General features: G+C 55.4%; 14 protein-coding genes. 9 read left to right on the forward strand and 5 right to left on the reverse strand.

What is annotated here, in order from left to right; genetic code table 11:
- The first annotated feature begins 36 nt into the window (after positions 1 to 36).
- The 4 genes from SH573x_RS30025 to SH573x_RS30040 all read left to right on the forward strand — a co-directional run bounded on the left by SH573x_RS30025 (position 37) and on the right by SH573x_RS30040 (position 4,903).
- Positions 37 to 642: an RNA polymerase sigma factor gene (locus tag SH573x_RS30025; RefSeq protein ID WP_479351900.1), complete on the forward strand. Its 606-nt coding sequence runs from the start codon at positions 37 to 39 to the stop codon at positions 640 to 642.
- A 7-nt stretch (positions 643 to 649) separates the two neighbouring features.
- Positions 650 to 1,828 (forward strand): mandelate racemase/muconate lactonizing enzyme family protein, encoded by a 1,179-nt coding sequence (locus SH573x_RS30030; protein ID WP_479351901.1) that lies wholly within the window; start codon positions 650 to 652, stop codon positions 1,826 to 1,828.
- Positions 1,829 to 2,801: 973 nt separating this feature from the next.
- Positions 2,802 to 3,506 carry a hypothetical protein gene (locus SH573x_RS30035; protein WP_479351902.1) on the forward strand — a complete coding sequence of 235 codons (705 nt, stop codon included), beginning with the start codon at positions 2,802 to 2,804 and terminating at the stop codon, positions 3,504 to 3,506.
- A gap of 86 nt (positions 3,507 to 3,592) precedes the next feature.
- A complete protein-coding gene (locus tag SH573x_RS30040) occupies positions 3,593 to 4,903 on the forward strand; it encodes a polysaccharide biosynthesis/export family protein (protein ID WP_479351903.1) in 1,311 nt (436 codons plus the stop codon).
- An 11-nt stretch (positions 4,904 to 4,914) separates the two neighbouring features.
- On the opposite strand, the gene rfbA is transcribed toward SH573x_RS30040, so the two are convergent.
- Both rfbA and rfbB read right to left on the reverse strand, forming a co-directional pair.
- A complete protein-coding gene (rfbA, locus tag SH573x_RS30045) occupies positions 4,915 to 5,793 on the reverse strand; it encodes a glucose-1-phosphate thymidylyltransferase RfbA (RefSeq protein ID WP_479351905.1) in 879 nt (292 codons plus the stop codon).
- Complete coding sequence (gene rfbB / locus SH573x_RS30050; protein ID WP_479351907.1) at positions 5,790 to 6,887, reverse strand: dTDP-glucose 4,6-dehydratase; 1,098 nt, start codon at positions 6,885 to 6,887, stop codon at positions 5,790 to 5,792. Before rfbB ends, rfbA begins: the two co-directional genes overlap by 4 nt.
- A gap of 194 nt (positions 6,888 to 7,081) precedes the next feature.
- Between rfbB and SH573x_RS30055 the strand changes: the two genes are divergently transcribed.
- From SH573x_RS30055 to SH573x_RS30075, 5 genes are all read left to right on the forward strand, one after another.
- A complete protein-coding gene (locus SH573x_RS30055) occupies positions 7,082 to 8,611 on the forward strand; it encodes an SDR family oxidoreductase (protein ID WP_479351908.1) in 1,530 nt (509 codons plus the stop codon).
- A 109-nt stretch (positions 8,612 to 8,720) separates the two neighbouring features.
- The gene (locus SH573x_RS30060) at positions 8,721 to 17,588 is read left to right on the forward strand and encodes a beta-ketoacyl synthase N-terminal-like domain-containing protein (protein ID WP_479351909.1); all 8,868 of its coding nucleotides are present in this window, start codon (positions 8,721 to 8,723) and stop codon (positions 17,586 to 17,588) included.
- Positions 17,588 to 18,778, forward strand: a complete 1,191-nt coding sequence (locus tag SH573x_RS30065) for an aromatic ring-hydroxylating oxygenase subunit alpha (RefSeq protein ID WP_479351910.1) — start codon at positions 17,588 to 17,590, stop codon at positions 18,776 to 18,778. Before SH573x_RS30060 ends, SH573x_RS30065 begins: the two co-directional genes overlap by 1 nt.
- The gene (locus SH573x_RS30070) at positions 18,775 to 19,554 is read left to right on the forward strand and encodes an SDR family oxidoreductase (RefSeq protein ID WP_479351912.1); all 780 of its coding nucleotides are present in this window, start codon (positions 18,775 to 18,777) and stop codon (positions 19,552 to 19,554) included. Before SH573x_RS30065 ends, SH573x_RS30070 begins: the two co-directional genes overlap by 4 nt.
- Positions 19,547 to 21,016 carry a hypothetical protein gene (locus SH573x_RS30075; RefSeq protein ID WP_479351913.1) on the forward strand — a complete coding sequence of 490 codons (1,470 nt, stop codon included), beginning with the start codon at positions 19,547 to 19,549 and terminating at the stop codon, positions 21,014 to 21,016. The genes SH573x_RS30070 and SH573x_RS30075 overlap by 8 nt, the downstream gene beginning before the upstream one ends.
- 59 nt (positions 21,017 to 21,075) lie before the next feature.
- On the opposite strand, the gene SH573x_RS30080 is transcribed toward SH573x_RS30075, so the two are convergent.
- The 3 genes from SH573x_RS30080 to SH573x_RS30090 all read right to left on the reverse strand — a co-directional run bounded on the left by SH573x_RS30080 (position 21,076) and on the right by SH573x_RS30090 (position 22,358).
- Positions 21,076 to 21,384, reverse strand: a complete 309-nt coding sequence (locus tag SH573x_RS30080; RefSeq protein ID WP_479351914.1) for a hypothetical protein — start codon at positions 21,382 to 21,384, stop codon at positions 21,076 to 21,078.
- A gap of 25 nt (positions 21,385 to 21,409) precedes the next feature.
- Positions 21,410 to 21,838, reverse strand: a complete 429-nt coding sequence (locus SH573x_RS30085; protein ID WP_479351915.1) for a hypothetical protein — start codon at positions 21,836 to 21,838, stop codon at positions 21,410 to 21,412.
- Positions 21,839 to 22,025: 187 nt separating this feature from the next.
- Positions 22,026 to 22,358, reverse strand: a complete 333-nt coding sequence (locus SH573x_RS30090) for a hypothetical protein (protein WP_479351916.1) — start codon at positions 22,356 to 22,358, stop codon at positions 22,026 to 22,028.
- Positions 22,359 to 22,470: the final 112 nt, after the last annotated feature.

Genomic DNA, 22,470 nt, shown 5'->3' on the forward strand with positions numbered 1-22,470 from the left:
CACTTACCTACATGTAATTGCCACGACAGGGGTGAAGTGTTACACTTTTTTGCCGTGGCTGATGAATTTTCTCAATTATTAGCGGATGCCCGAAGCGGAGACCGCGAAGCACTGACTCGCATCGCCGAGCAATACGAAGCCAAGCTTCGTGTGGTCGCTCGCGTTCATCTCGGTCCGGCTCTGCGACCCTATCTGGATTCGCAGGATTTAGTTCAGTCTGTCCACCGTAGTATTATGGTTGGACTGCGCGATGCCAAGTTTGACATTTCGACGCCCGAAAAATTAATCGCCTTAACCCTGACCATGCTGCGCCGCAAAATCGCCCGGCATTGGCGACGCATGCGCCGTCAACAGCGAACCAGCGGCGATTCGCATGATGTCGGTAGTATTGTCGAAATCCTGGCTTCGCTCAGCTCACCACCGGGCGGGCCGGAGGAAGAAACTCAGTTCCGCGACTCGATTGCCCACCTTTGTTCCCACATGGACGAGATCGAAAGACAGATTATCGATCTCCGTTTGTTGGGTTTTGCTGCACCTGAGATAGCCTTGCAAACCGGGCTCTCTTCGGTCAACGTACGCGTACGCATGACCCGTTTGCGCCAACGTTTGGCCGCGGCCGGTGTGCTGGATGATTGGCTGTAAAGACCAGATGACCACTATCGACGAAATCGACTTCTTCTATCTATCGATGCCCGAAGTGCTCGATATCGGTGACGGCAGCCAAGACGCTTTGCTAGTCCGCGTGCGCGCAGGACAGTACGAAGGCTGGGGTGAATGCGAAGCTTCACCACTGGTTTCGATCGCCAGCCTGGTTTGTCCGATGTCGCACAGCGCTTGCAAACCTGTCGCTCAGTCGGTGCTTGGCCAGAAACTCGACAGTGTGGCCGACATCTATCGCATCGGTAACGCGGTCCGGGCTGGCAGTCTCGATCTACTGCAAGCCGACCACACGCTTTCGGGAATCGATATCGCCCTGTGGGATCTAATGGGCAAACGTTTCTCCGAACCAGTTTGGAAACTGCTGGGCTACAAAAACTCTCACCCCAAAATTCCCTATGCGTCGGTGTTGTTCGGTAACACACCTGCGGAAACATTGGCCAAGGCCAAAGGTATTCGCCAAGACGGGTTCGTAGCCGCCAAGTTTGGCTGGGGACCATTTGGGACCAAAAGCGTAGAAGACGATAACGCACAACTGTTAGCGGCCCGCGAAGGTTTGGGCAGCGATGGTATTCTGCTGATCGATGCCGGAACCGTGTGGAATACTGATCTGGAGGCCGCGCGCTCTCGACTCGATACACTGCAGTGCGTGCAAGCAACCTGGCTAGAGGAGCCGTTTGTGTCAGGCGCGTTGGCTGAGTACTGCGCGCTAGCGATCGGCAGTGAACCAGTCAAACTGGCCGGTGGCGAAGGTTGTCATACCTACCACATGGCTCAGCACATGATCGATCACGCCGGTTTAGGCTACGTGCAGATTGATGCCGGCCGTATCGGTGGCATCAGCGTCGCCAAAGCTGTAGCCGATTACGCTGACGCCCAAGGCGTCCGTTATGTGAATCATACATTCACCTCCAACCTGGCTCTGTCAGCTTCGCTGCAACCCTTCGCTGGTCTGGCCAGTCACGGCATCTGCGAATACCCTACGGAACTGAAGTCGCTAGCGATTGAGATGACCAGCAATCACATCGTGCGCGACGCCAACGGCAAGATTACTGCTCCCGATTCGCCGGGACTGGGTATCGAGATCGACAAAGCCGCCGCGAAGCGATATCTAGTCGATGTCGAAATCAAGGTGGGTTCGAAGGTTCTGTATCGAACGCCAGAACTTTAAGTCTTTCTGTGGAGCAGCTGTCCTCAGCTCTAACCAAAGCATCTTTGATATTTACAACGCAGAGACGCAGAGAATCGCAGAGAAGTCCTCAGCGTTTTCTCTGCGGACTCAGCGGACTCTGCGTTTCAACAAGAAGCCTGAGCGACTTGCCGGGTGCTGCAGTGTAGAGCAGCTGTCCTCAGCTGCTCGGAACCCTCTAACCAATGTTTCTTCCGACCGGTGGTCCAGCTCTACAGGTTTACGACTTGCCGGGTGCTGCAGTGTAGAGCAGCTGTCCTCAGCTGCTCGGAACCCTCTAACCAATGTTTCTTCCGACCGGTGGTCCAGCTCTACAGGATTACGACATGCCGGGTGCTGCAGTGTAGAGCAGCTGTCCTCAGCTGCTCGGAACCCTCTAACCAATGTTTCTTCCGACCGGTGGTCCAGCTCTACAGGTTTACGACTTGCCGGGTGCTGCAGTGTAGAGCAGCTGTCCTCAGCTGCTCGGAACCCTCTAACCAATGTTTCTTCCGACCGGTGGTCCAGCTCTACAGGATTACGACATGCCGGGTGCTGCAGTGTAGAGCAGCTGTCCTCAGCTGCTCGGAACCCTCTAACCAATGTTTCTTCCGACCGGTGGTCCAGCGTTACAGGTTTACGACTTGCCGGGTGCTGCAGTGTAGAGCAGTTGTCCTCAGCTGCTCGGAACCCTCTAACCAATGTTTCTTCCGACCGGTGGTCCAGCTCTACAGGTTTACGACTTGCCGGGTGCTGAGCGGCTGGGGACAGCCGCTCTACGATTGCGCGGTAGAGCCGATTATGCCGGTTGTAGATGTTATGGCTGTTTTATTCGTCGTAACAGCCAACGCGGATTTCATCAGCCTGGGTAACAGCCGCATTCGATATCTTCCTTCAAGCGAAGTTGTGGGCACGCGTGTAGCCCGGCAACGTTACTTCGGAAGCTATGGACGGCTAAAACCAGGAAGGTGCTCGGATGGTCGCACCACGCTCTTTACTCATGCTAGCATTTGCGTCTCTCAGCCTCTCGGGCTGCGCGGCGAATCTGCAAGACTTGCACTATTCGGTCGTTAACAAATCCCGAGCCGAGTACTCTTGGTACAGCAAGACCTCTTTCGGCGATCGCTGGAATTGTGGTTCGGACTATGCCTGTGGCTACAAGTCGGGTTACTACGACGCGGCTACCGGCAAAGGATGCACTCTGCCACCAGTTCCGCCACCGTGTTACTGGGGTACCAAATACCAGTGCTGCGAAGGTCAGAAGCACATTCAAGACTGGTATCGCGGATATCAATGCGGTGTCGCGGCTGCCCAAGGTAGTGGCTATCCATCGTTCCATGATGTTCCCCTGGGCCCTCAAGCTCCGGTGATTAACAAAGACGGCTGCGGCGCCTGCTACGCACCCACGGGCTGCTTGTGTGAGAACACAACTGAAGGTGAACTGACCAGCCCCGAGCTGCCAGCCATACCACACTTGTCGGCCAGTCAATCGAACTTAGCCGCCACAAGTGCTCTGCCTATTTACCAGGCCAGTGCCACATCGGGCAGCAGCGTGCAATCGACACCCAACCTCGGTTTGATCGGTCCAGTTGGTTCCGTACCGACGCCAATCACTGCCAGCTATGAACATACCGCTACCAGCGCAGCGGCATCCCATACAAATCAACCCATGGTTCGCTAATCTCAGTCCCATATAGACAACGGATTGTCTACTGGCTGCACCCAATCCTGGGCGTAGCAAGTTTGGAGATCAAGGAAGGTCCGAAAATGTCGACACCAACTCAATCGCAACGTCTGCTCATGTGGGCAGCTCTGGGATTGGCGGTCATGTCCAACGTGGGTTGCGTGACGTTTACGCGTCATGCGATTCCAGCGCATCGATTGCCTGACCAGTTTCAAGCACCTTCGCGCAGCTCGATGGAGCCCATCAACTTTGCGATGCTGGCTCAGACACCGCCTACGGACTACATGCTGGGTGCTGGCGACCTATTAGCTGTCTCCGTCGCCGGTATCATTCCGCCTCAAACCACGGAACTGCCGCCACCAATCGCAGTCACTACGCTCAATCGCGAATACTATCCACCTGGAGGTATGATCAACGCCCCAGGCTTTGGTCTGCCACTGCCAGTGTTATCCGATGGTACGCTGTCGATGCCGCTGGTGCCACCAGTGCAAGTGGCTGGTAAAACGCTGCAGCAAGCTGCCGATGCCATTCGCAAAGCTTACCTGGCCAAAGATGTGGTCAAGGAAGGCAAAGACCAGATCAATGTCTCCTTGCTACGCAGCCGCATCAATCGCGTCATGGTTTTACGTGAAGACGCCTCGCTATCGGCAGCCGCGGTGATTCGCAAGGGCGAAGCCATCATGCACAAACGCGGCAGCGGTCAAGTCGTCGACTTGCCAGTCTACGAATCCGATGTCCTGCATGCGCTGACTGCCAGTGGCGGTCTGCCCGGGGTCGATGCCAACAACGAAGTCTGGATCCTACGCAAGAGCATGTTGGCCAATGGTGATTCGGAAACCATCGTGGCCAGCGTCCAGCAAGGTGAAAAGTCGGCTGAAGAGATTATCAAGAGCGTACCGTCGCACTTGCAAGCGATCCGCATACCCTTGAAACTCTGCTGCGGCGAACCAGTGCCGTTCGGCCCGCAAGATGTCGTGCTCGAAGATGGTGATGTTCTGTACATCGAACCGCGCCGTCAAGAATACTTCTATGTCGGTGGTCTGTTGCCCGGTGGTCAAATTCCGATTCCCCGCGATGAAGACCTCGATATTCTGGAAGCCATCGCTCTGGCCAACGGGTCGATCGGTGGTGTGGCTGGTACCAGCGCGGCAGCCGTGCTACGAGCCGGTGCGGGTGTAGGTAACATTATACCTCCCACTCGCGTGCTGCTTCTGCGCAAGTTGCCCGACGGTGGACAGTTGCCCATTCGCGTCAACCTGTCCCATGCCATGCGAGATCCATCGGAACGCATCCGCATAATGCCCGGCGACTTCATCATGATGTACTACACACCAGGTGAACAACTGGCCAACGGAACGTTGAACTTCTTCAACTTCAACTTCCTACTCGACTAGTCAACAACCGGCTAATCAATCCGCCAAGAACTGGCCAGCATCCGCAGATAACAGCCATAGTCGCTGTGGCTGTAGGTGCTGGCCAGTTTGATTACCTGGTCCACATCGATCCAACCTTGCCGCAGTGCGATCTCTTCCGGACAAGAAATCTTCAGCCCAGTCCGCTTCTCGATAGCCGCTACAAAGCCACTGGCTTCATGTAGTCCATCCAGCGTACCGGTATCCAGCCAGGCAGTCCCACGTCCAAACACCTCGACGTGCAATGTGCCTTCTTCCAGATAGAGTCGATTGAGATCGGTGATCTCCAGCTCACCACGGGCTGAAGGTTGCAACCGCGCCGCCATTTCACTGGCCCGCTGGTCGTAGAAGTAAATGCCCGGGATGGCAAAGTTGCTTTTGGGAGCCGAGGGTTTCTCGTCGATATCGATAACCTTGCCGGAGTTGTCAAACGTGACGACACCATACTCGCTCGGATTCTTTACCAGGTAAGCAAAGATCATCGCGCCGCGGGTCGTCTCCGCTCCCGAACGCAGCATTTTGATCAGCCCCTGTCCATACAGCAGGTTATCGCCCAGTGTCAGACACACCGGCTGGCCAGCCATAAATGGTTCACCAATCAACAATGCTTCTGCCAGCCCACGAGGTTGCGGCTGCACAGCATACTGCAGGCTCAGCCCCCATTGCTGCCCATCACCCAGTAACGTTTGAAACAATGGTAGATGCGCAGGCGTAGAGATGAGCAATATGTCGCGAATGCCTGCCAGCATCAGCGTCGACAATGGATAGTACACCATTGGCTTGTCATATACTGGCAACAACTGTTTGCTGATCGCGCGCGTGAGCGGTCCCATGCGAGTGCCCGCACCGCCTGCCAGAATGATGCCTTTCATACCTGCTCTCCAGAGATCGCAGATGAGAGCGAAGTATCTCCTAATCGCTCGAGTCGATAACTGCCATCCAAGATAGGCTGCCACCAGGACTGGTTATTCACATACCACTGAATCGTGCTGCGCAGGGCTGTCTCGAAAGTCGCTTGAGCTCGCCAACCAAGTTCACGCTGAACTTTACTGGCATCTATGGCATAGCGGCGATCGTGTCCTGGGCGATCGGGCACGCTCGTGATCAAGCAGCGATAGCTACCCTCGCTCCAGGGAACCAACTGATCAAGTTGATCGCAAATCAACTGCACTACGTCGAGGTTGCGGCGTTGACAGTTGCCACCCAAATTGTACGTTTGTCCAATCACGCCTTGGCGTAATACAGTTTCTAAACCTGCTACATGATCTTCGACGTATAACCAATCTCGCACCTGACTACCATCACCGTAGAGCGGCAATGGTCTGTGCGCCAGCCCGCTGAGGATCATATGGGGTATCAACTTTTCTGGAAACTGATAGGCACCATAGTTGTTGCAGCAGTTGGTCACCAGCGTGGGTAAACCGTATGTCGCATGCCATGCTCGAACCATATGATCGGCAGCCGCCTTGCTGGCCGCATATGGCGAATGGGGATCGTAGGCCGTGGACTCTGTAAACAGACCGCTCTCACCCAGCGAGCCATAAACTTCATCGGTCGAGACTTGCAACCAGCGGAAGCGATCCCGTTGGCTTGCCGGCAAGTCCATCCAATAACGCAGGCTGACATCCAGCAAGCGATAGGTGCCTACGATGTTGGTTTGAATAAACTGATCGGGCGCGTCGATGGAACGATCAACGTGCGATTCGGCGGCCAGGTGCACGATGGCATCGGGTTGAAATTCCGCCAATTGGTGACGGATCAACTGCTCATTGGCGATATCGCCTTGGCAAAAGTGATAGCCACGATGGGTGCTGAGGTCAGCCACAGTTTGCAAAGAGGCTGCATAGGTCAGCTTGTCGATATTCAGAACTTCAACAGGCTGGCCACCTGCCTGGCGCTGCAGAAGCCGGCGCAGGAAGTGCGATCCAATAAAGCCACAGCCTCCGGTGATCAATACGCGCATCATGCCCTCGAATTGCTGGGGCGGCTATCATTGGTCAGCATCATCGCTCTAGCACCTACAACCCATACAATTGCCACCTTCTTATTCGGAACTCTAGGGTTCGTATGGGATTATCTACGTTAGGTCGAACTTATACTCGTACGTGCAAATATGGCTGAGAAGCCCGACATAGTACAGCTTTTTTCGTGCAAGAACACATGACAGGCAATTTAACAGTACTGCTAACCGGCGCCACTGGATTGGTGGGTCGTTTTGTGCTGGCTGAATTGCTGCGCCGTCATGTTCCGACCATTGTGCTCGTGCGCTCGCAACCGATGCGAGATGCGGTCAGCCGCATCGATGAAGCTTTAGCGGAGTTTGAGAAGCAGAGCTGGTTGCCAAGACCGATGGTGGTGGAGGCAGACCTCTGTGCGCCCGGAATAGGCTTGTCGCCCGATGCCTGGTCTCTGCTAAAGAGTCAGCCGCTGCGCATCCTGCATTCGGCGGCCAGCATTCGCTTCGAAGCCGATTCGGCTCACAGTGAACCCTATCGTTCCAACGTAGGTGGCACCCAGAACCTGCTGGATGTCGCGGCCCAATTGCAAGTAAAACAATTCCATCAGGTCTCAACTGCTTACGTGCAATGCGATCGCCATAACGATCGACCACGGGCCAGTCGCACTGCGTTTGAACTGCCTGTACATTCTGAGGCACAGGCTGGAAACGATTACGAACGCAGCAAAATTCGCTCGGAAAACCTGGTGCGCAGTTGCCCACATATCGGACCGGTCAGCATCTATCGCCCCAGCATTGTTGTTGGCGATTCACGCACCGGTTATACCTCGACCTATCACGGCTTCTACGCACCGTTGCAAATCGCCGCTGGCCTGGTGCGCACCCTGGGACTAAATCGTGCCGCCGCTGATGTGCTGCGTCAGCAACTCGGTTTGGAGACCAGCGACAGCAAGAACCTGGTCCCAGTGGACTGGCTGGCAGCGGCCATTGTTCACTTGATGGAAACACCCGCAGCTTTGGGCGGAACCTATCATTTGACACATCCGCAACCTGCCCGACTTCACGATATGCAAACTGCTATCCTGGATGCGCTGGATTCTCGACTTCCGCGCCGCGCGTCCAGTAATGAGTCGGGTGCGTCGCCAGCAGACTATCCACCCGAGATGTTTGGCCAGCAGATGGCAGTGTACAAATCGTATTTTCAAGACGATCCGCCCTTTGACCGCACGCGGGCTGCGTCATTTTTGCAAGACCTTCCATGCCCGGCGATGGACCAGGCCGCTCTCCATCGCCTGGCCAGTACCGCCATCGACAACAATTTTGGTTGGCCACGTCCACCGGCGCCTGCGCGCTTATCGCAACGCTTAAGCATCGATCCACACAAAGTGCCTTCAAGTCACTCTGCTGAGTCGCTAAGGGACATCCAGTTTGAATTAGAGATCTTGGGAGCGCACCAAACGCTCCATCGTACGCAGTCGACACTCCGCTTTTGTCGCAGCGCGGGCAAGTGGCAGCTTAATTCGGTGCTATCATCCAATGTCATTGCTAGCGGTCTGCGCTTAACGGTGACCGAAGAATCGATATTACGTGCTTTATCGAAATCCGACACCCTCCTTTCGCTGATGGAACAAGGGCGATTTACCTTGCGCGGTCCATGGCCGCAGGATGGGCTAGATATTGTGCGCGGTTGGCTGGAGCAAATCGTCATCGTTGATGATCAAAATCCTAGCTAGGTTATAATTTGCTTGTATCCTACCGCGCTTTGCCCGCGGCACCTGATTCACACTTTGACTTGCACCTTGCACACCAGCTCGATTGGAAAAGTCCCTTATTGCCATGTCCATGACCTCGCCCATAGTGGAACGCAGAACCAGTTGGATGCATGAACCGCTGGCGATCATCGGGATGGCGTGTCGCTTGCCGGGTGCTGATGATCTCGACCAGTTCTGGCACTTGCTGCAGTCCGGTCGAAACGGGATCGAACGGTTCCCCGATCAATTTGTTGATCGCGACCTTTATTTGACGGACAAGAAAGGGGTTCGCGGCCAGAGCTATTCTGATATTGGCGGCTTGATTTCGTCGCGGGATATCGATTGGTCGCTGATGCCTATCAGCCAGTCAGCCGGCGCACAGTTTGATCCTTGCCACTTGATCCTGTGCGAAGTAGTCGCCCGCGCCTGCCGCCAGGCTGGTTACGATCAACAAAAACTCCATGGTACGCGGACAGGCGTTTATGTCGGGCACAGTGGTGGATCCACTTGTGGCGGCGAGATCGCCTACCGCACGTTGCTATCGGACTATATCGATCTGTTATCCGATTTGCCCCAATGGCAAGCGTTACCCGAGTCGGCTCGGCAACAGATAGAAGGCGAACTACAGAGCAAACTGCGCGCAGCTCGTCCCGCGCGAAACAGCCAGGGTGGACCGACCGTCGATGCCAGTTGCGCCGCTAGTTTGATCAGCCAGGCTTTCAACTTGTCTGGACCACACATGTCGATCGATGCTGCTTGCGCATCATCGCTAGTTGCCTTGACCCTGGGCGCCACCGCGCTGTGCGCGGGACAGATTGATTCAGCCATCATTGGCGGTGCGTCGTACAACAAATTTGATAGCCTGATCCTGTTCTCACAAGCTCAATCGTGCAGCGCTAGCGGCTCGTCGCGACCCTTCGATGCAGCGGCCGATGGCTTGATCAGTTCCGAAGGCTATGTCGTGTTCATGCTGAAAACACTCGCCAAGGCCCAAGCCGACGGCGATCGAATCTCCGCCGTCATTCGCGGGATCGGCATGTCCAGCGATGGTCGAGGCCGATCGCTCTGGGCGCCACGCAAAGAAGGACAAGCCAGCGCCATCGAGCGTGCCTACTCACCTGGTATCACTGCTGACTCCGTGCAGTTGGTCGAAGCGCACGCAACTAGCACCCAAGTAGGTGATGCTACGGAAATGGAAGCCCTGGCCGGTTTCTTCAAGACTCATCTCTCGCCAGGCAAACGTATACCTGTAGGCAGTGTTAAATCGAACATTGGCCACACGCTCGAGACAGCAGGACTGGCCGGACTCCTCAAAGTCATTCTCGCGATTCACCATCGCACGATTCCTCCATCGATCAATGTCCAACATCTGAATGAGTCGATCGATTGGTCCAACATACCACTGTATGTGCCGCATCAATGCGAGGCCTGGCCCTCGTTACCTACCGGCCAACCACGCCGCGCCGCGGTCAATGCCTTTGGCATCGGTGGCTTGAATGTGCATGTCATCGTCGATGAGTATGTGCCACAGCCTGCGATTGGCATCACCACCAACCTGCCCAGCTCTCAAACGCGTCCCGAACCGATCGCAGTCATCGGCCGCGGTGTGGTGTTGCCTGGTGCACTGGATGTGCGCGCCTTGGCGGAGCTGTTACTCTCGGACCATTCACCAGTGACCGCACCACCAGCTGCACGCTGGCGTCATTTGAGTCAGCGTCGCTTGCCTGCGGACGCGTTAGAAGTCGTCGGCGGTTACATAACTGACTATCAATACGATTGGCGCAAACACAAGGTGCCGCCGAAGCAGATCGCCCAGGCCAATCCTCTGCAATTCATGTTGCTCGAAGCTGCCGAACAAGCCCTGCGCGAAGCCGGCTACTTCCAGCGCCAGTGGAATCGACAGCACACTGCAGTGGTCGTCGGATCGGTATTCGGCGGTGATTTTGGCAATGCACTCTATGCTGGATTGCGCCTGCCTGAATTCAAACGCGAACTAACCCGCTTGCTCGCGCACGCCACCTCAACAGCCATCGCTAGCGACATTGTTCAGCAGTACGAAGCACTGTTCCTCAAGCATTATCCAGCCTTGCTGGATGAAACCGGTTCCTTCACTAGCAGCACCTTGGCTTCGCGACTATCGAAGACCTTCGACCTGATGGGTGGTGCCATGGCGATTGACGCAGCCGATGCCTCCGCGCTAGCTGCGCTCGATGCAGCCACCGGTTTGCTGCGCAGTGGTGCAGTTGATAAGGTGTTGTGCGCCACTGGCCAAAGTTCACTGGACCGGGCTAGCTTCGAGCGCCTGGCATTGACACAGCGTTTAGTCGATCGACGTCAATATGAAGCGGCCTCTCCTAACGAACGTCCTAAGTTACGTGAGTCTATTCCTGCCGAAGGTGTGGCGCTGGTGTTGCTCAAGAGACTGAGCGATGCTCAAGCTGATGGCGACCGCATTCTGGCAACCATTCACGAAGTATCGGCTGTTCGACAGACAAGCGAGCCTGTTAAAACGTTGCCCGGCCCAGCCTGGAACCAATTGCGCGCGCATTTGCATCCACCTGGATACAAAGCCCGCAAGACCTTGGGCAACTTGCAAGGAGCTCAAGGGCTCGTCGATGTCATTGAACAGACCTTTGAGCCAACTGGCCAAGGCAAAATCGCGTTGCTATCCCAATCGGTTGTTTCAGGTATCGACTATTACGCAGCCGTCCAAGCCGGTGAACCTGCACAGCTCATAGTTGAAAACGTAGTCGCTGCCGCCATTGATGCGTTACCCGCGCAGCCTGAGCCTGTTGTTCATCACGAGGCCGTTGACCAGTCGCAGGTCATTATGCGATTCTCGGCTGCGGATCAATCCACGCTTGCTCGGCAGCTGCTTGCGCTTGCCGAACTCAACTGGGATGAGGCGCTCAAGAGTTCGTTATCGAGCCTGGCTGATTCGCCAGCCTGGCGGGCTGCCTTGGTCGTTAGCTCCACGGACTATGTACAAAAACTAAAGACGCTGGCAGCCCAACTCGGCCAAACCAACTCGCTCGTACCTTTGGCAGAGCAGGGGCTCTATTGGTCGCAGTCCGACCAGCGCTGTGGCAAGCTAGCCTGGCTATTTCCTGGTCAAGGTTCACAGTACCCCGGCATGCTGCGCGAGTTAGTGACTGCCAGTCCACTGGCGCGAGCCGCAGTGGATCAATGCAATGCAATACTCGCCCAGCTCGGTGAACCGAGCTTCGAACAGATTGCTTGGAGCCAGCCATCGCAACTCGGTGAAAATGTATGGCACACGCAAGCTGCTATGCTGGTGGCCGACTATGTAACGCTGACTGTCTTGCGATCGCAAGGCTTTACTGCCGATGTAGTTGCTGGCCATAGTTATGGTGAACTGGCTGCGATGTTAGCAGCGGGCTGTTGGGATGTTCGCAGTGCTCTGGTCGGTACTTGGCATCGTTGCCGTTCGATTATCGAACATGCACCCGCAGCTTGCGGCATGCTCAGCATTCAAGCACCTGCGGCCACGGTCGAGCGTTTGATTCGCCAATCGCATTGCCAGGTAGCCATCTCGCATCGCAATGCTCCCGAACAAACTGTAGTAGGTGGTCGACAAGCGGCTGTCACCCAGTTCGCTCAAGTAGTCGATAACGAAGGCATCGCCAGTCGCCTGCTAGCCGTACCAGCTGCTTTCCATACCAGCACACTGGCTATGGCTCAGCAGCCCTTCGCTGACCAGCTACAACAAGTCGCGATTGAGCCACCTCACACGTCGCTACTCAGCAGTGTGTATTGCAAATATATCGCTGACCCAGCTGACATTCGCGAGGCGCTGTGCGCTCAGTTGGTTACACCACTGGATTATGTGGCCCTCGTCGAACGCTTGATTGCTGACGGCGTACGCCTGGTAGTCGAAGCGGGACCTCAACAAGTTCTAACGCGTTTGACTCGTCAAATCGCAGGCTCGCGCTTAATTGTGCTATCGACCGATCATGTCAAACGTGGCCAGCGTTTTCAATTGCTTTCTGCTCAAGCGGGACTCGAAGTATATGGTGCCTCAACAATGAGCTCGCAACTGACCAGTGTTCAACACGCAGAGCCTGCAGCCGTATCCCAGAGCTTTGTCGAACCAGTGCACTTCGATGCCACTTCGGTGCGCAAAGAGCGCATGCGCCGCACGGCCTTACAAACTCCACCGGCTGCAACAGGCGCTACGGTCGCACAAACTGGCGTAACACCCGTCATCCAATTCGATGCTTCCCAAGTTCGCCGCCAACGCAATGCCAATCATCACCAAGCGCGCGAGCACGGAATCCTACCGACAGCCATTAGCGCTGCAGCTCTGCCCGCCTTTCAAACACCCGTTCCGCCAGCGTCAATCGCCCAACCATTAACTCAACCATTAACTCAACCATTAACTCAACCATTAACTCAACCATTAACTCAACCATTAACTCAACCATTAGCCCAACCTGCAGTACAACCTACTGTCGCTGCGACGCCGGCATCTGCTGCCGCAACGCAAACGGCCATTGAAACATTCTTGATCGACTTCGTCGTCGAACAGACTGGTTATCCGGCAGAGATCATCGAACTGGGTTGGGATATCGAAGCCGACTTGGGAATCGACAGCATCAAGAAGGCGCAGCTGTTCGGCGAACTGCGCGAGTTCTTCGATCTTGAATCGCTCACTAGTTTCTCGCTTGACAGTTTCAAATCATTACGCGACATCGTCGATTTGCTGGTAACCGTACCTGGCAAAGGCGACTGGCTGCTGCAGTCGACTCAGGCCGCGCAAGCAATGCAGACTACGAGCCCAACATCGACACCCAGCTTACCAACATCTAGCGCCACCGATCCTATGGCTATTCCTGCTTCGATAGCAGCACCGACACCGGTGCAGATCGAAGCGACCGCTATCGACACTGAAGTCAGCTCATCACCAGCTGCGCAGTTTGATGGAGCTCAGCTGGAGCAACTGTTGATCGACTTTGTAGTTGAACAGACTGGCTATCCACCGGAGATCGTCGAGCTCGACGCCGATTTAGAAGCCGACTTGGGTATCGACAGCATCAAGAAAGCCCAGCTGTTCGGGGAATTGCGAGAGATCTTTGCATTCCCTATCACTGACGCCGGCGAAGGGGCACGCTTATCACTCAACGAATTTAGAACCCTGCGCAGCGTAAAAGATTGGTTGGTTGGCGCGCTGCCGATCAAATCATCGCATTCGCAGTCCACAACTACGGCTGCTCAAATCACCAGTCCAGGGACGCAACAGTCAACGTTCGATAACTCTGTACCTGTAACTCAAGTGGCCAGTTTACGGGAGTCGCAGGATGCTCATGAATTTCGCACGCTGGTTGGTTTAACGATCGGCGACCTGCCGTTTGTCGAACCCAGCGCCTTGCCAGTGGCCAGTTTTGGCACGCACGAAAATCGCGGCCCGAGTAGTGGCCCGACTAACAGCCTGAGTAATGAGCTGAATCGTCGGCTCAGTGGCGAGTCTCTCGGCGTATCAGTTACACCCAATTACATCCCCGCTGTGTTCGCCAACTTGCAAGCGATGACCGGTCGACCCAGCCGGGCCGAAGACGAGCAGCAAGTGCATTACAATGGCGAGCGTCAGCAAGTTCAAGCCGAAGCGCAGCGACTTGCCAGTGCACTTGGAGCCGCCGACATCAGCTTGATGGCTCTGGATGCAAGTATCTTGGCGCAAGCTCAGTGGCAACCGGGCTGCGCAAGTGAAGCTGGCTGCGATGACAGCTCGCTGCGATTGATTGCAGAGTATCAAGTGCCCCGATGGTTGAGCAGTGCGGGCGGTGTACCACTGGCCCTTCACTGGCGACAACACACTGGCCAAAACCAGTTTCAATGGTTAACGCCCGGTTGCGTCCATGCGCTGATGCATTTGAGTTCCCATGGATTGCTGCTGACCGGCGGAAGTCTCAGCCGTAGTGCCGATGCCCACACCAAACCTTCACCTGCCCTTCAATTGGCCACCTGGCTTGCCGCACACGTACACGAGACGACGACGCTGGCTGCGTTTGAGCGCGCTGCCCGCCAGTTGCGATTAACGGGTGATTGGTGGGTCATGTGTGTCGATGTCCATTCCGCTCAACGCGTGCTTCTAGAGTGTCGCGAGGGCGTCGTAGTGATTGAAAAAGGCAACTTGCCCGCAAGCGCATCACTCGCTAACACTTCGTCCGCCCAGGTGTTACTCGATGTAGCAAAACACGAACTGGTCGTGCGAACTCAACTGCGACCGAGCCCGTTTGCTTGTGACGAAGCTCGCATTGCTGTCGCTGATAATGCGGCACCCACAGCGTCTTTCAGCGCTCCAACTGAAATCATTACTCCGCCTCCCACTGAATCGACAGCTACCACACCAATCAGTTTCCCAGCCACCGACGCTGCATACAGTGACAACGCAGCCAATACAACCGACGCATCGATCACCAAACGTTTTGTGTTGCGCATGGCTCCCTCGCCGCAACGGCCTGTTACTGGTCGTAGGCCTACATGGTCAGGCACAGCCTTGATCATCGGCAACAATCCTGTGGCTATCCAGTTGGAATCGCGACTGCGGAGTGCCCAAGTCCCAGTGATGCGCTGGGCTGGAACAGAAGATCAACACGAACTAGCCCAACGCTTCGATGCAGCCATCCAGCAACAATCGATTCGCCATTTGTTCCTGACAACTCCGTGTGATCCACAAGCTCAATCGACCTTGGATGCCAGCGCATGGCAACAACGTCGCAACGTAGGTTTGATGAGTCTGTATTGGCTTTGTCAACGTTGGCATCATCATGTGTGTGCCAGCGGCTGGGTCGATGATGCCAGCCTGGTAGCGGTGACGACGTTGGGCGGCGACTTTGGTCTGCAAGGCAAAGTACCATCGATCGAAGGTGGCGCGCTGAGTGGTTTGCTGAAATCGATCTTGATCGAAAGCTGGGTTCAAGGCTTTCGCACCTTCCCGATCAAAGCCATAGACACTTGTCGCGAGGACTCGCCTGCCCAGATCGCCAACAACATTTGGCATGAACTCTCGATACCCAGCTTTGATGTCGAAGTCGCTTATTGCCAAGGCGAACGCCATGTAGTCCGGGCCATTGCCAAGCCGCTCGATGAACCTGGAAAAGATGAACCGGGTAAAGATGGAACGCGTTGGCCAATTACTGTCGGCGGAACCTGGGTCTGCACCGGCGGAGCGCGCGGGATCACGGCATATGTGGCCGAGCAACTGGCGCTAAAGTACCAATTGAAACTGCATCTGATTGGCACTCAGCCTCTACCTCAGATTCGCGACAGCTGGCGATATCTCGATGACGCAGGCTTGCGCGAACTGAAGGCACAAGTCATGACCTCGGCACGGGCTGCAGGTCAGAATCCAGTGACCACCTGGCAAGACACCGAGAAGGCTCTCGAGATCGATCGCAACCTGCGTCGCTTTAACGACCTGGGTATCGAAGTGCATTACCACAGTTGCGATGTTACCAATCGAACGGCTGTCGCCCAAACGCTGGCCAAGGTGCGCGAAATCTCCGGTCCAATCCAGGGCGTGTTGCATGGCGCAGGCGTTGGCAAGGACGCGAGGTTTGATCGCAAGCAAGCCGAAAAAGTCAATCAGTGCATCGGGGCCAAAGTCGATGGCGCCTGGTCGCTGATCGAAGCCACCTGGCAGGATCCATTGGAAGCCTTCGTAGGCTTTGGTTCGATCAGCGGGCGTTTCGGAGCCAACGGACATACCGACTACTCGCTAGCCAACGATATGCTGTGCAAGCAGATGGATTGGTTGCGCGTGGCTCGACCCAACGTACATGCTATCGGTTTTCATTGGCATGCTTGGGGCGATATCGGCATGGCTACCAAGCCAGAAACAAAACTGGCCCTCGAAATGATCGACATGCAGTTCATGCCTGCTGTCGAAGGCGTAGATCATTTGCTGCGTGAACTGGCCGGCAATAGTAACGATAGCGAAGTCCTGATCACTGACGATCGTTACTATCGACTATTCTACGAACCAGAGTTGTTGGTAGACGCCGCTGGCAGATCGTTGCTCCATTCGCCACCGCCTACGCCGCTGCTGGAAAAGCCATCGACGGTGACCAATGCTCGAGAGCAGGTGCATGTGGCTCAATTGAATCCAGCCAAAGATCCATTCTTGACCGAGCATCGCTTGGATGATCGTCCCTTGCTGCCGATTGTGATTGGAACCGAGCTGATGTTGGAAGCAGCCCGCGCGCACTGGGGGCACATGCAACCTTTGAAGCTCCGCCACGTTCGCGCCTTGCAGGGCCTGCGGTTTTACACCGATACGATTGTGCCCGTCCGCGTGGCCACGCTTGCCAGCGAAGACAACACCAGCATCGAGTGCCGCTTGATGAGCGACTTCCATGCCCGCGATGGTCGCCTGGTCGATCGCAATCGCGTCAACATGACGGGCGAAGTTGTGTTGGCAGGTCAACCTTCACCGCTAACTCGCATCACATTGCCCACAGAAGTGACTTGGCATCGGCCAACTTTTCCAACTGCCGGCTCGAAGTTCTACGTGGGCCTGCCACTGCAGCGTCTGCGCGGCTTTACCATAGTTGAAGAAGGATTGGTGGGACGCATTACAGCCCCAGCCTTGATCGAACTGGCCGGCGGTCGTCGCGAAGTGCGCGGCTGGCAGTTACCCAGTTCGGCAGTGGATGCATGCTTGTTTGCCACCGGCATACTCGCCTGGCAGACCGTTGCGCCTGGTTCGGCCTTGCCCGCAGGGTTTGAAGAGATCGAATTGGGTCGTGCACCATGGGCAGGCGAAGCGTGTCGAGTACATGTGCGTCTGCGCAATGCTTCTCCCGGCCAGGCAGCTTTTGATTTTACGCTCTATGGTGTCAATCAAGACATGCTGGTCAACGTGCGCAATTACCGAATTGCCTGGCTGGCTGACGCATCCAAAGAGCAACTAGCTTCGTCAGCTTCGGTAGTCCGCTAATGTTTCAATCGCCTACATGTTTGCCTCACTTGCTCGCGCCTAGCGACTATGCAAGCCCAGAGCACATGCTGCGCGAGTTATCGGTCATGCAGCGAACCTGGCATGCGGTTGGCACAACTCAGGAACTTGGCACCGATGGCGATTTTCTGACCACCACCATCGCGGGCGTGGCTGTGCAAGTGCGAAACTTTGGTGGCACGTTGCGAGCACTGTCGAACGTCTGCTCGCATCGTCACTGCCTGATCAGTTCCAAGGCCTCTGGCAATTCAGCGCGCATGCGATGTCAATATCATGGCTGGGAGTTTCAAGCTGATGGACGCACCGGTCGTATACCCGAGCCAAAGAACTTCGTACCGTTTGAGCGCGACAAACTCTGCTTGCCCAGCTATCGAGTCGCCACTGTTGGGCAATTGGTCTTCGTCTGCTTGTCGGAGCAGGCGCCCGAGCTGAAACAGTTCCTGGGAGAAGATTTTTATCAGTTCCTGGAAGCTCGCTTTGGAAACGAGTGGCGGGTGACGCTCAAGTGGAATCCCGATTACCCAGCCAACTGGAAAGTGCCGATCGAGAATTCGCTCGAAGCCTATCACGTACCAGCCGTGCATCCCGCCACGTTCAAAGTTGATCCAGGCGAAGACAAGTCGGAGCATTTACTGCTGCCACATCGCACGGCATTTTTTGCGCAGTTGCCGTTTTGTCCGCATTCTCGTCTCGATGCCTTCTTCCAAAACACCGAAGGGCGTATCGTACGCTCTTTAGGATACGAAGATACGCGTGGCTACTCACAGCATCATGTCTTTCCCAATCTATTGTTCTCCTTTACCGATGCCATGAGCCTATGCCACTGCATCTTGCCGGTGGGAACGTCGCAAGCCCAAGCAGTAGTACGTCAATTCGGACGCCAGCCCACAGGCGGCAAGCGATACATGCAGCCACTGTCCTGGTTGTGGGGCAAGCTGACGGCCAATTTGAACAAACATATTCTCAAAGAAGACTTGAGTATGTTTCGTGCGATTCAAGAGGGTCTGGAACATAGCCCACACAGTGGTATTCTGGGGCGATGCGAAGAGCGTATTGCCGCCTTTCAACAATATCTTACGCGGGCCGTTGCCAGCGAGGCGAACTCGGTTTGCACTTCGGCCACCGCATGCACCGTGAATCGTTGCCCGACATCAGAAAGTTCGCCGTCATGATCGACCTCACCAACCAGGTAGCTTTAGTCACTGGCGGATCACGCGGCATTGGTCGCGCTACCGCGTTACGTTTGGCTCAGGCCGGAGCCGATGTCGTCATCAACTACGTCACCAGCCAATCCGCCGCCAAAGAAGTCGCCCAACAAATCGCGTTGCTCGGCCGCCGCGCTGCCACCGTCAAAGCCGATGTTAGCGAACCAGAAGATATCGCCAGCATGTTGCAGTTCGTAGGCGACAACTTTGGCAAACTAGATATCTTGGTCAGCAATGCTGCCTCAGGTGGCTTTCGTAGCCTATTGGCCGCCACTCCCCGACACTTCGAAGCCACCTTCAGAACCAATGTGCAGGCTCTGATGCTGTTGACTCAAGGAGCCATGCCGCTGATGCAAGGCAAGCCACCCAGCCAGCCAGCTCTGCGCCGCAAGATCATCGCGCTCTCCAGTCACGGCTCACATCGTGCACTACCTGCGTATGGACTGATCGGCGCCTCGAAGGCGGCGCTCGAAAGCATGGTACGGCATCTGGCCCTGGAACTGGGCAACCAAGGCATCAATGTCAACGTAGTCTTGGCCGGCCTGGTCGCCAGCGACTCGACCAAGAATCTGCCAGAGAGCCAACAAATATTCGATACCATCGCAGCTCGTCGGTTGGTTAGCGGTCGCCAACTGTTAGCCGAAGATGTTGCCAATGCAATTCTCTACCTGGCTAGCCCGTTAAGCGATCTTGTGCAGGGCCAGGTGTTAACGATCGACGGCGGCGAGGCGCTGCATGGATGAGCCCCAAGAACGAGAATCACTTGCCAGCAATGTCGAAATCAGGCGAGTCCGTCGCCCGGTAGAAGATCCGCGTTCCGATCACCTTTTCCCGCTCGACCTGACGCCCTTCGAACAATACTTGTTACTGGACGACCAGCCGGATCATCCGATGGTTGCCTTCATGCAAGTGGTCGCGGCCACTCAAATGGATACGGGCAAACTCGAAGAGGCGCTCTTTCGAGCTTGTCAGCGCAATCCGCTCTACGCATCGCGAGTTTTACGACAGCCTTTGATTTGGCAGTGGCATTACGATCCCGCGTATCGACCGCGTCTGCGGTCCATCGTCGACCAGCCTCCGGTCCGCGATGGACAACTGGTCGCGATTGACTTAACCACTGAGTGTGGTGTGCGCACCTGGCACGACCAAAGACCCGACGGTCGCTGGCGATTGCTGTTTCAGTTTCATCACGCCTGCGCCGATGGACTCGGCATGCGACGCTACATCATCGATGTGCTGGTCAGTTACGCGCGATTGTGTGCTGGGCAAGATGACCCGCTCCAATCGAACTTGCGGATGGATCGACTGGACCCCAATCGCTTGCTATCGCGTGGATGCCTGAAGCACTTGACCGACACACCTCCCACCGTAACGCTGACGCCTTGGCAGCGCGCGGTAAACACGTACTACTTCTTCTGCCAGCCGCCCACCCCGGTTCGTGGCTCAGCACTGCCCGCGCACACCAACCGCGACCAGCATGCGCCGCCTCATGAACCAATGCTGGTGGAGGTCTTGAGCACCAAAGAATCCGAACCGATTCTGACTCGTGCCCGCGAGAGTGAAATTGGTATCAATGACTTGGGAATTGCCATCCTGTTTCACCGCTGCCGACAGTGGAACGAGCGGTTTCGCCTGCGCGGCAGCCGACGGCGCATTCGAGTCTTGATGCCCTTTGACATTCGTTCGCGCGACGATCTACGCTTGTCGGCTGCCAATCGGATCAGTTATTCATTTCTAGGTCGCACGCACAAACAATGTTTGAACTGGGAACAGTTGCTCAGAAGTGTGCAAACCGAGATTCGGCATATCAAAGACTCGCGCGTCTATTTGGACTTCATACAGGGCATGGCCCTGAGCCAAAAAAATCCGCGCGCCTTTCGATGGATGTTGGGACGCATGCGCAACGTCGCCACCGCAGTGTTCACTTATGGAGGCGATGCCAATCGCGGCTTGACTCGCATCTTTGCCAGCGATCAACAAGGTTATATGCGCATCGGTGATACGCTGATCGAAGATGGCATCGGTACACCACCGGTTCGCTTGAACACCAACATTTCGATGGGCCTGGGCATCAACCACGGCCAGGTCACCATCGCTTTAGCCTGGAATCGTAAAGTGCTCACGCACGCCGAAGCCCAAGAGTTTTTGAGCGGCTATGTAGCTGCGCTGAAGGCCTGGGGACCAACTGGGAGGCCGCCCACTTAGATGGGTCAGCCACGGTTTACGCTTCAAGCCGAATCAGCCACAGATCGCGACACGCAGGGCTACAACGGTGCCCGGATCGGTATGTAGCCACTAGCAGCCAAGATCATCACCACGAGCATAGCGGCTGCGAATGCAATGTACAGAAAGATGTTCGTCCAATAAGCGCCAGGGCTCTGCCGGCGATCTACTTGGCGCCAATTGGTCTGAATCTGACCGGTATACAGAAAGGCCCCCAGGACAACAAACAATAGAACCCCGAAAGCTGCCGCACCCATTAGTCGCACGTGAGGCTGCTCACCAAGTAGCAGCCAGGCCGCACCTGCAACAAAAACCATCGCACAACCAACAGTTACAAATATCTTCATCATCCCCAATTAGCCAGAGTCCAGGTGCTCACAAAATCGCATATTTCGTGATCCCGCCACCAGTATTGTACGAGAGGATGCCAGCGTCAACAAATTCGGCAATTGTCCGGTAGACCGTCGGGCGTGTGAGTCGGCTTTCGCGAGGGCACCGACCAGCCAGTTCGATTATTTGTTTGGCTGTAAAGGGAGAGCCAATCATGACAATCAGCCTCACCAGCAACTTTCGTTGCATCGTACTACGATAGTCGCGGCGGTCGAGATATGTCGTCAACCTTCGGACATAAATATCCAGTTCGGTGCTGCAGGCGTGAATTTGCCGACCCGTGCGAATAAACCAAAACGCCTGGCCGCAGTTTGTACAAGTCACATCGCCAAACAAATCGGACAGGCTGACTGCCACGCTAGCGCTGCAAGCGGGACAGGGTATTGAATCACCATTTGTCAAAAGCGAGGACATTTTGCTGACCTCTAATCGCTTACAATTGACTCTGCCGCGCTTCGTCTACGCCGTCGCACCTCGACATAGGGCCAACGACCAGCACGACCATAATTACTTTATACATAAATCATTATTACAACTCGGAACAACGAATTGTAACCCTGCCACAGTAACCAGAGTAAACGCAATTGTGTCTTTAAGCTGTTTACAAGTCTACGGAAGGCTCCCAGCGATGTACGACCAATTCATGTCCATTCGTCCAACATTTAGATAAATCACTGGGGTTGATGAACACAGCTAAGTCCGCTAACTCGCGAATGCCTTGCGTTTGGTCGCCTACCAGATTGAATTCGTAGAGCACCGAATCGAATTCAAAGCGGTACCAGTACACCGTCAAAGACGGTGCGGATGAAACGATTTCATTGGAAAAGGCGAGTACTTGATCCGCAGTTCGGACATACCCAGGCAACTGCCAGGTCTCGCTAAAGCGAGCCTTGATAGGGGTTGAATACAAGTTGGGAGGCTGAGGAACTCGCATGGACTACGCAATATAAATTCGACCGAATGTCTTTAAAACCGATCTGTGAACATCCGCACTATTGAGCGTCTCCTAGGAAGCCACAATCAACGATATTTCCTCTGTGCCTCTG

Source organism: Rania fehmarnensis (genome assembly GCF_056494185.1).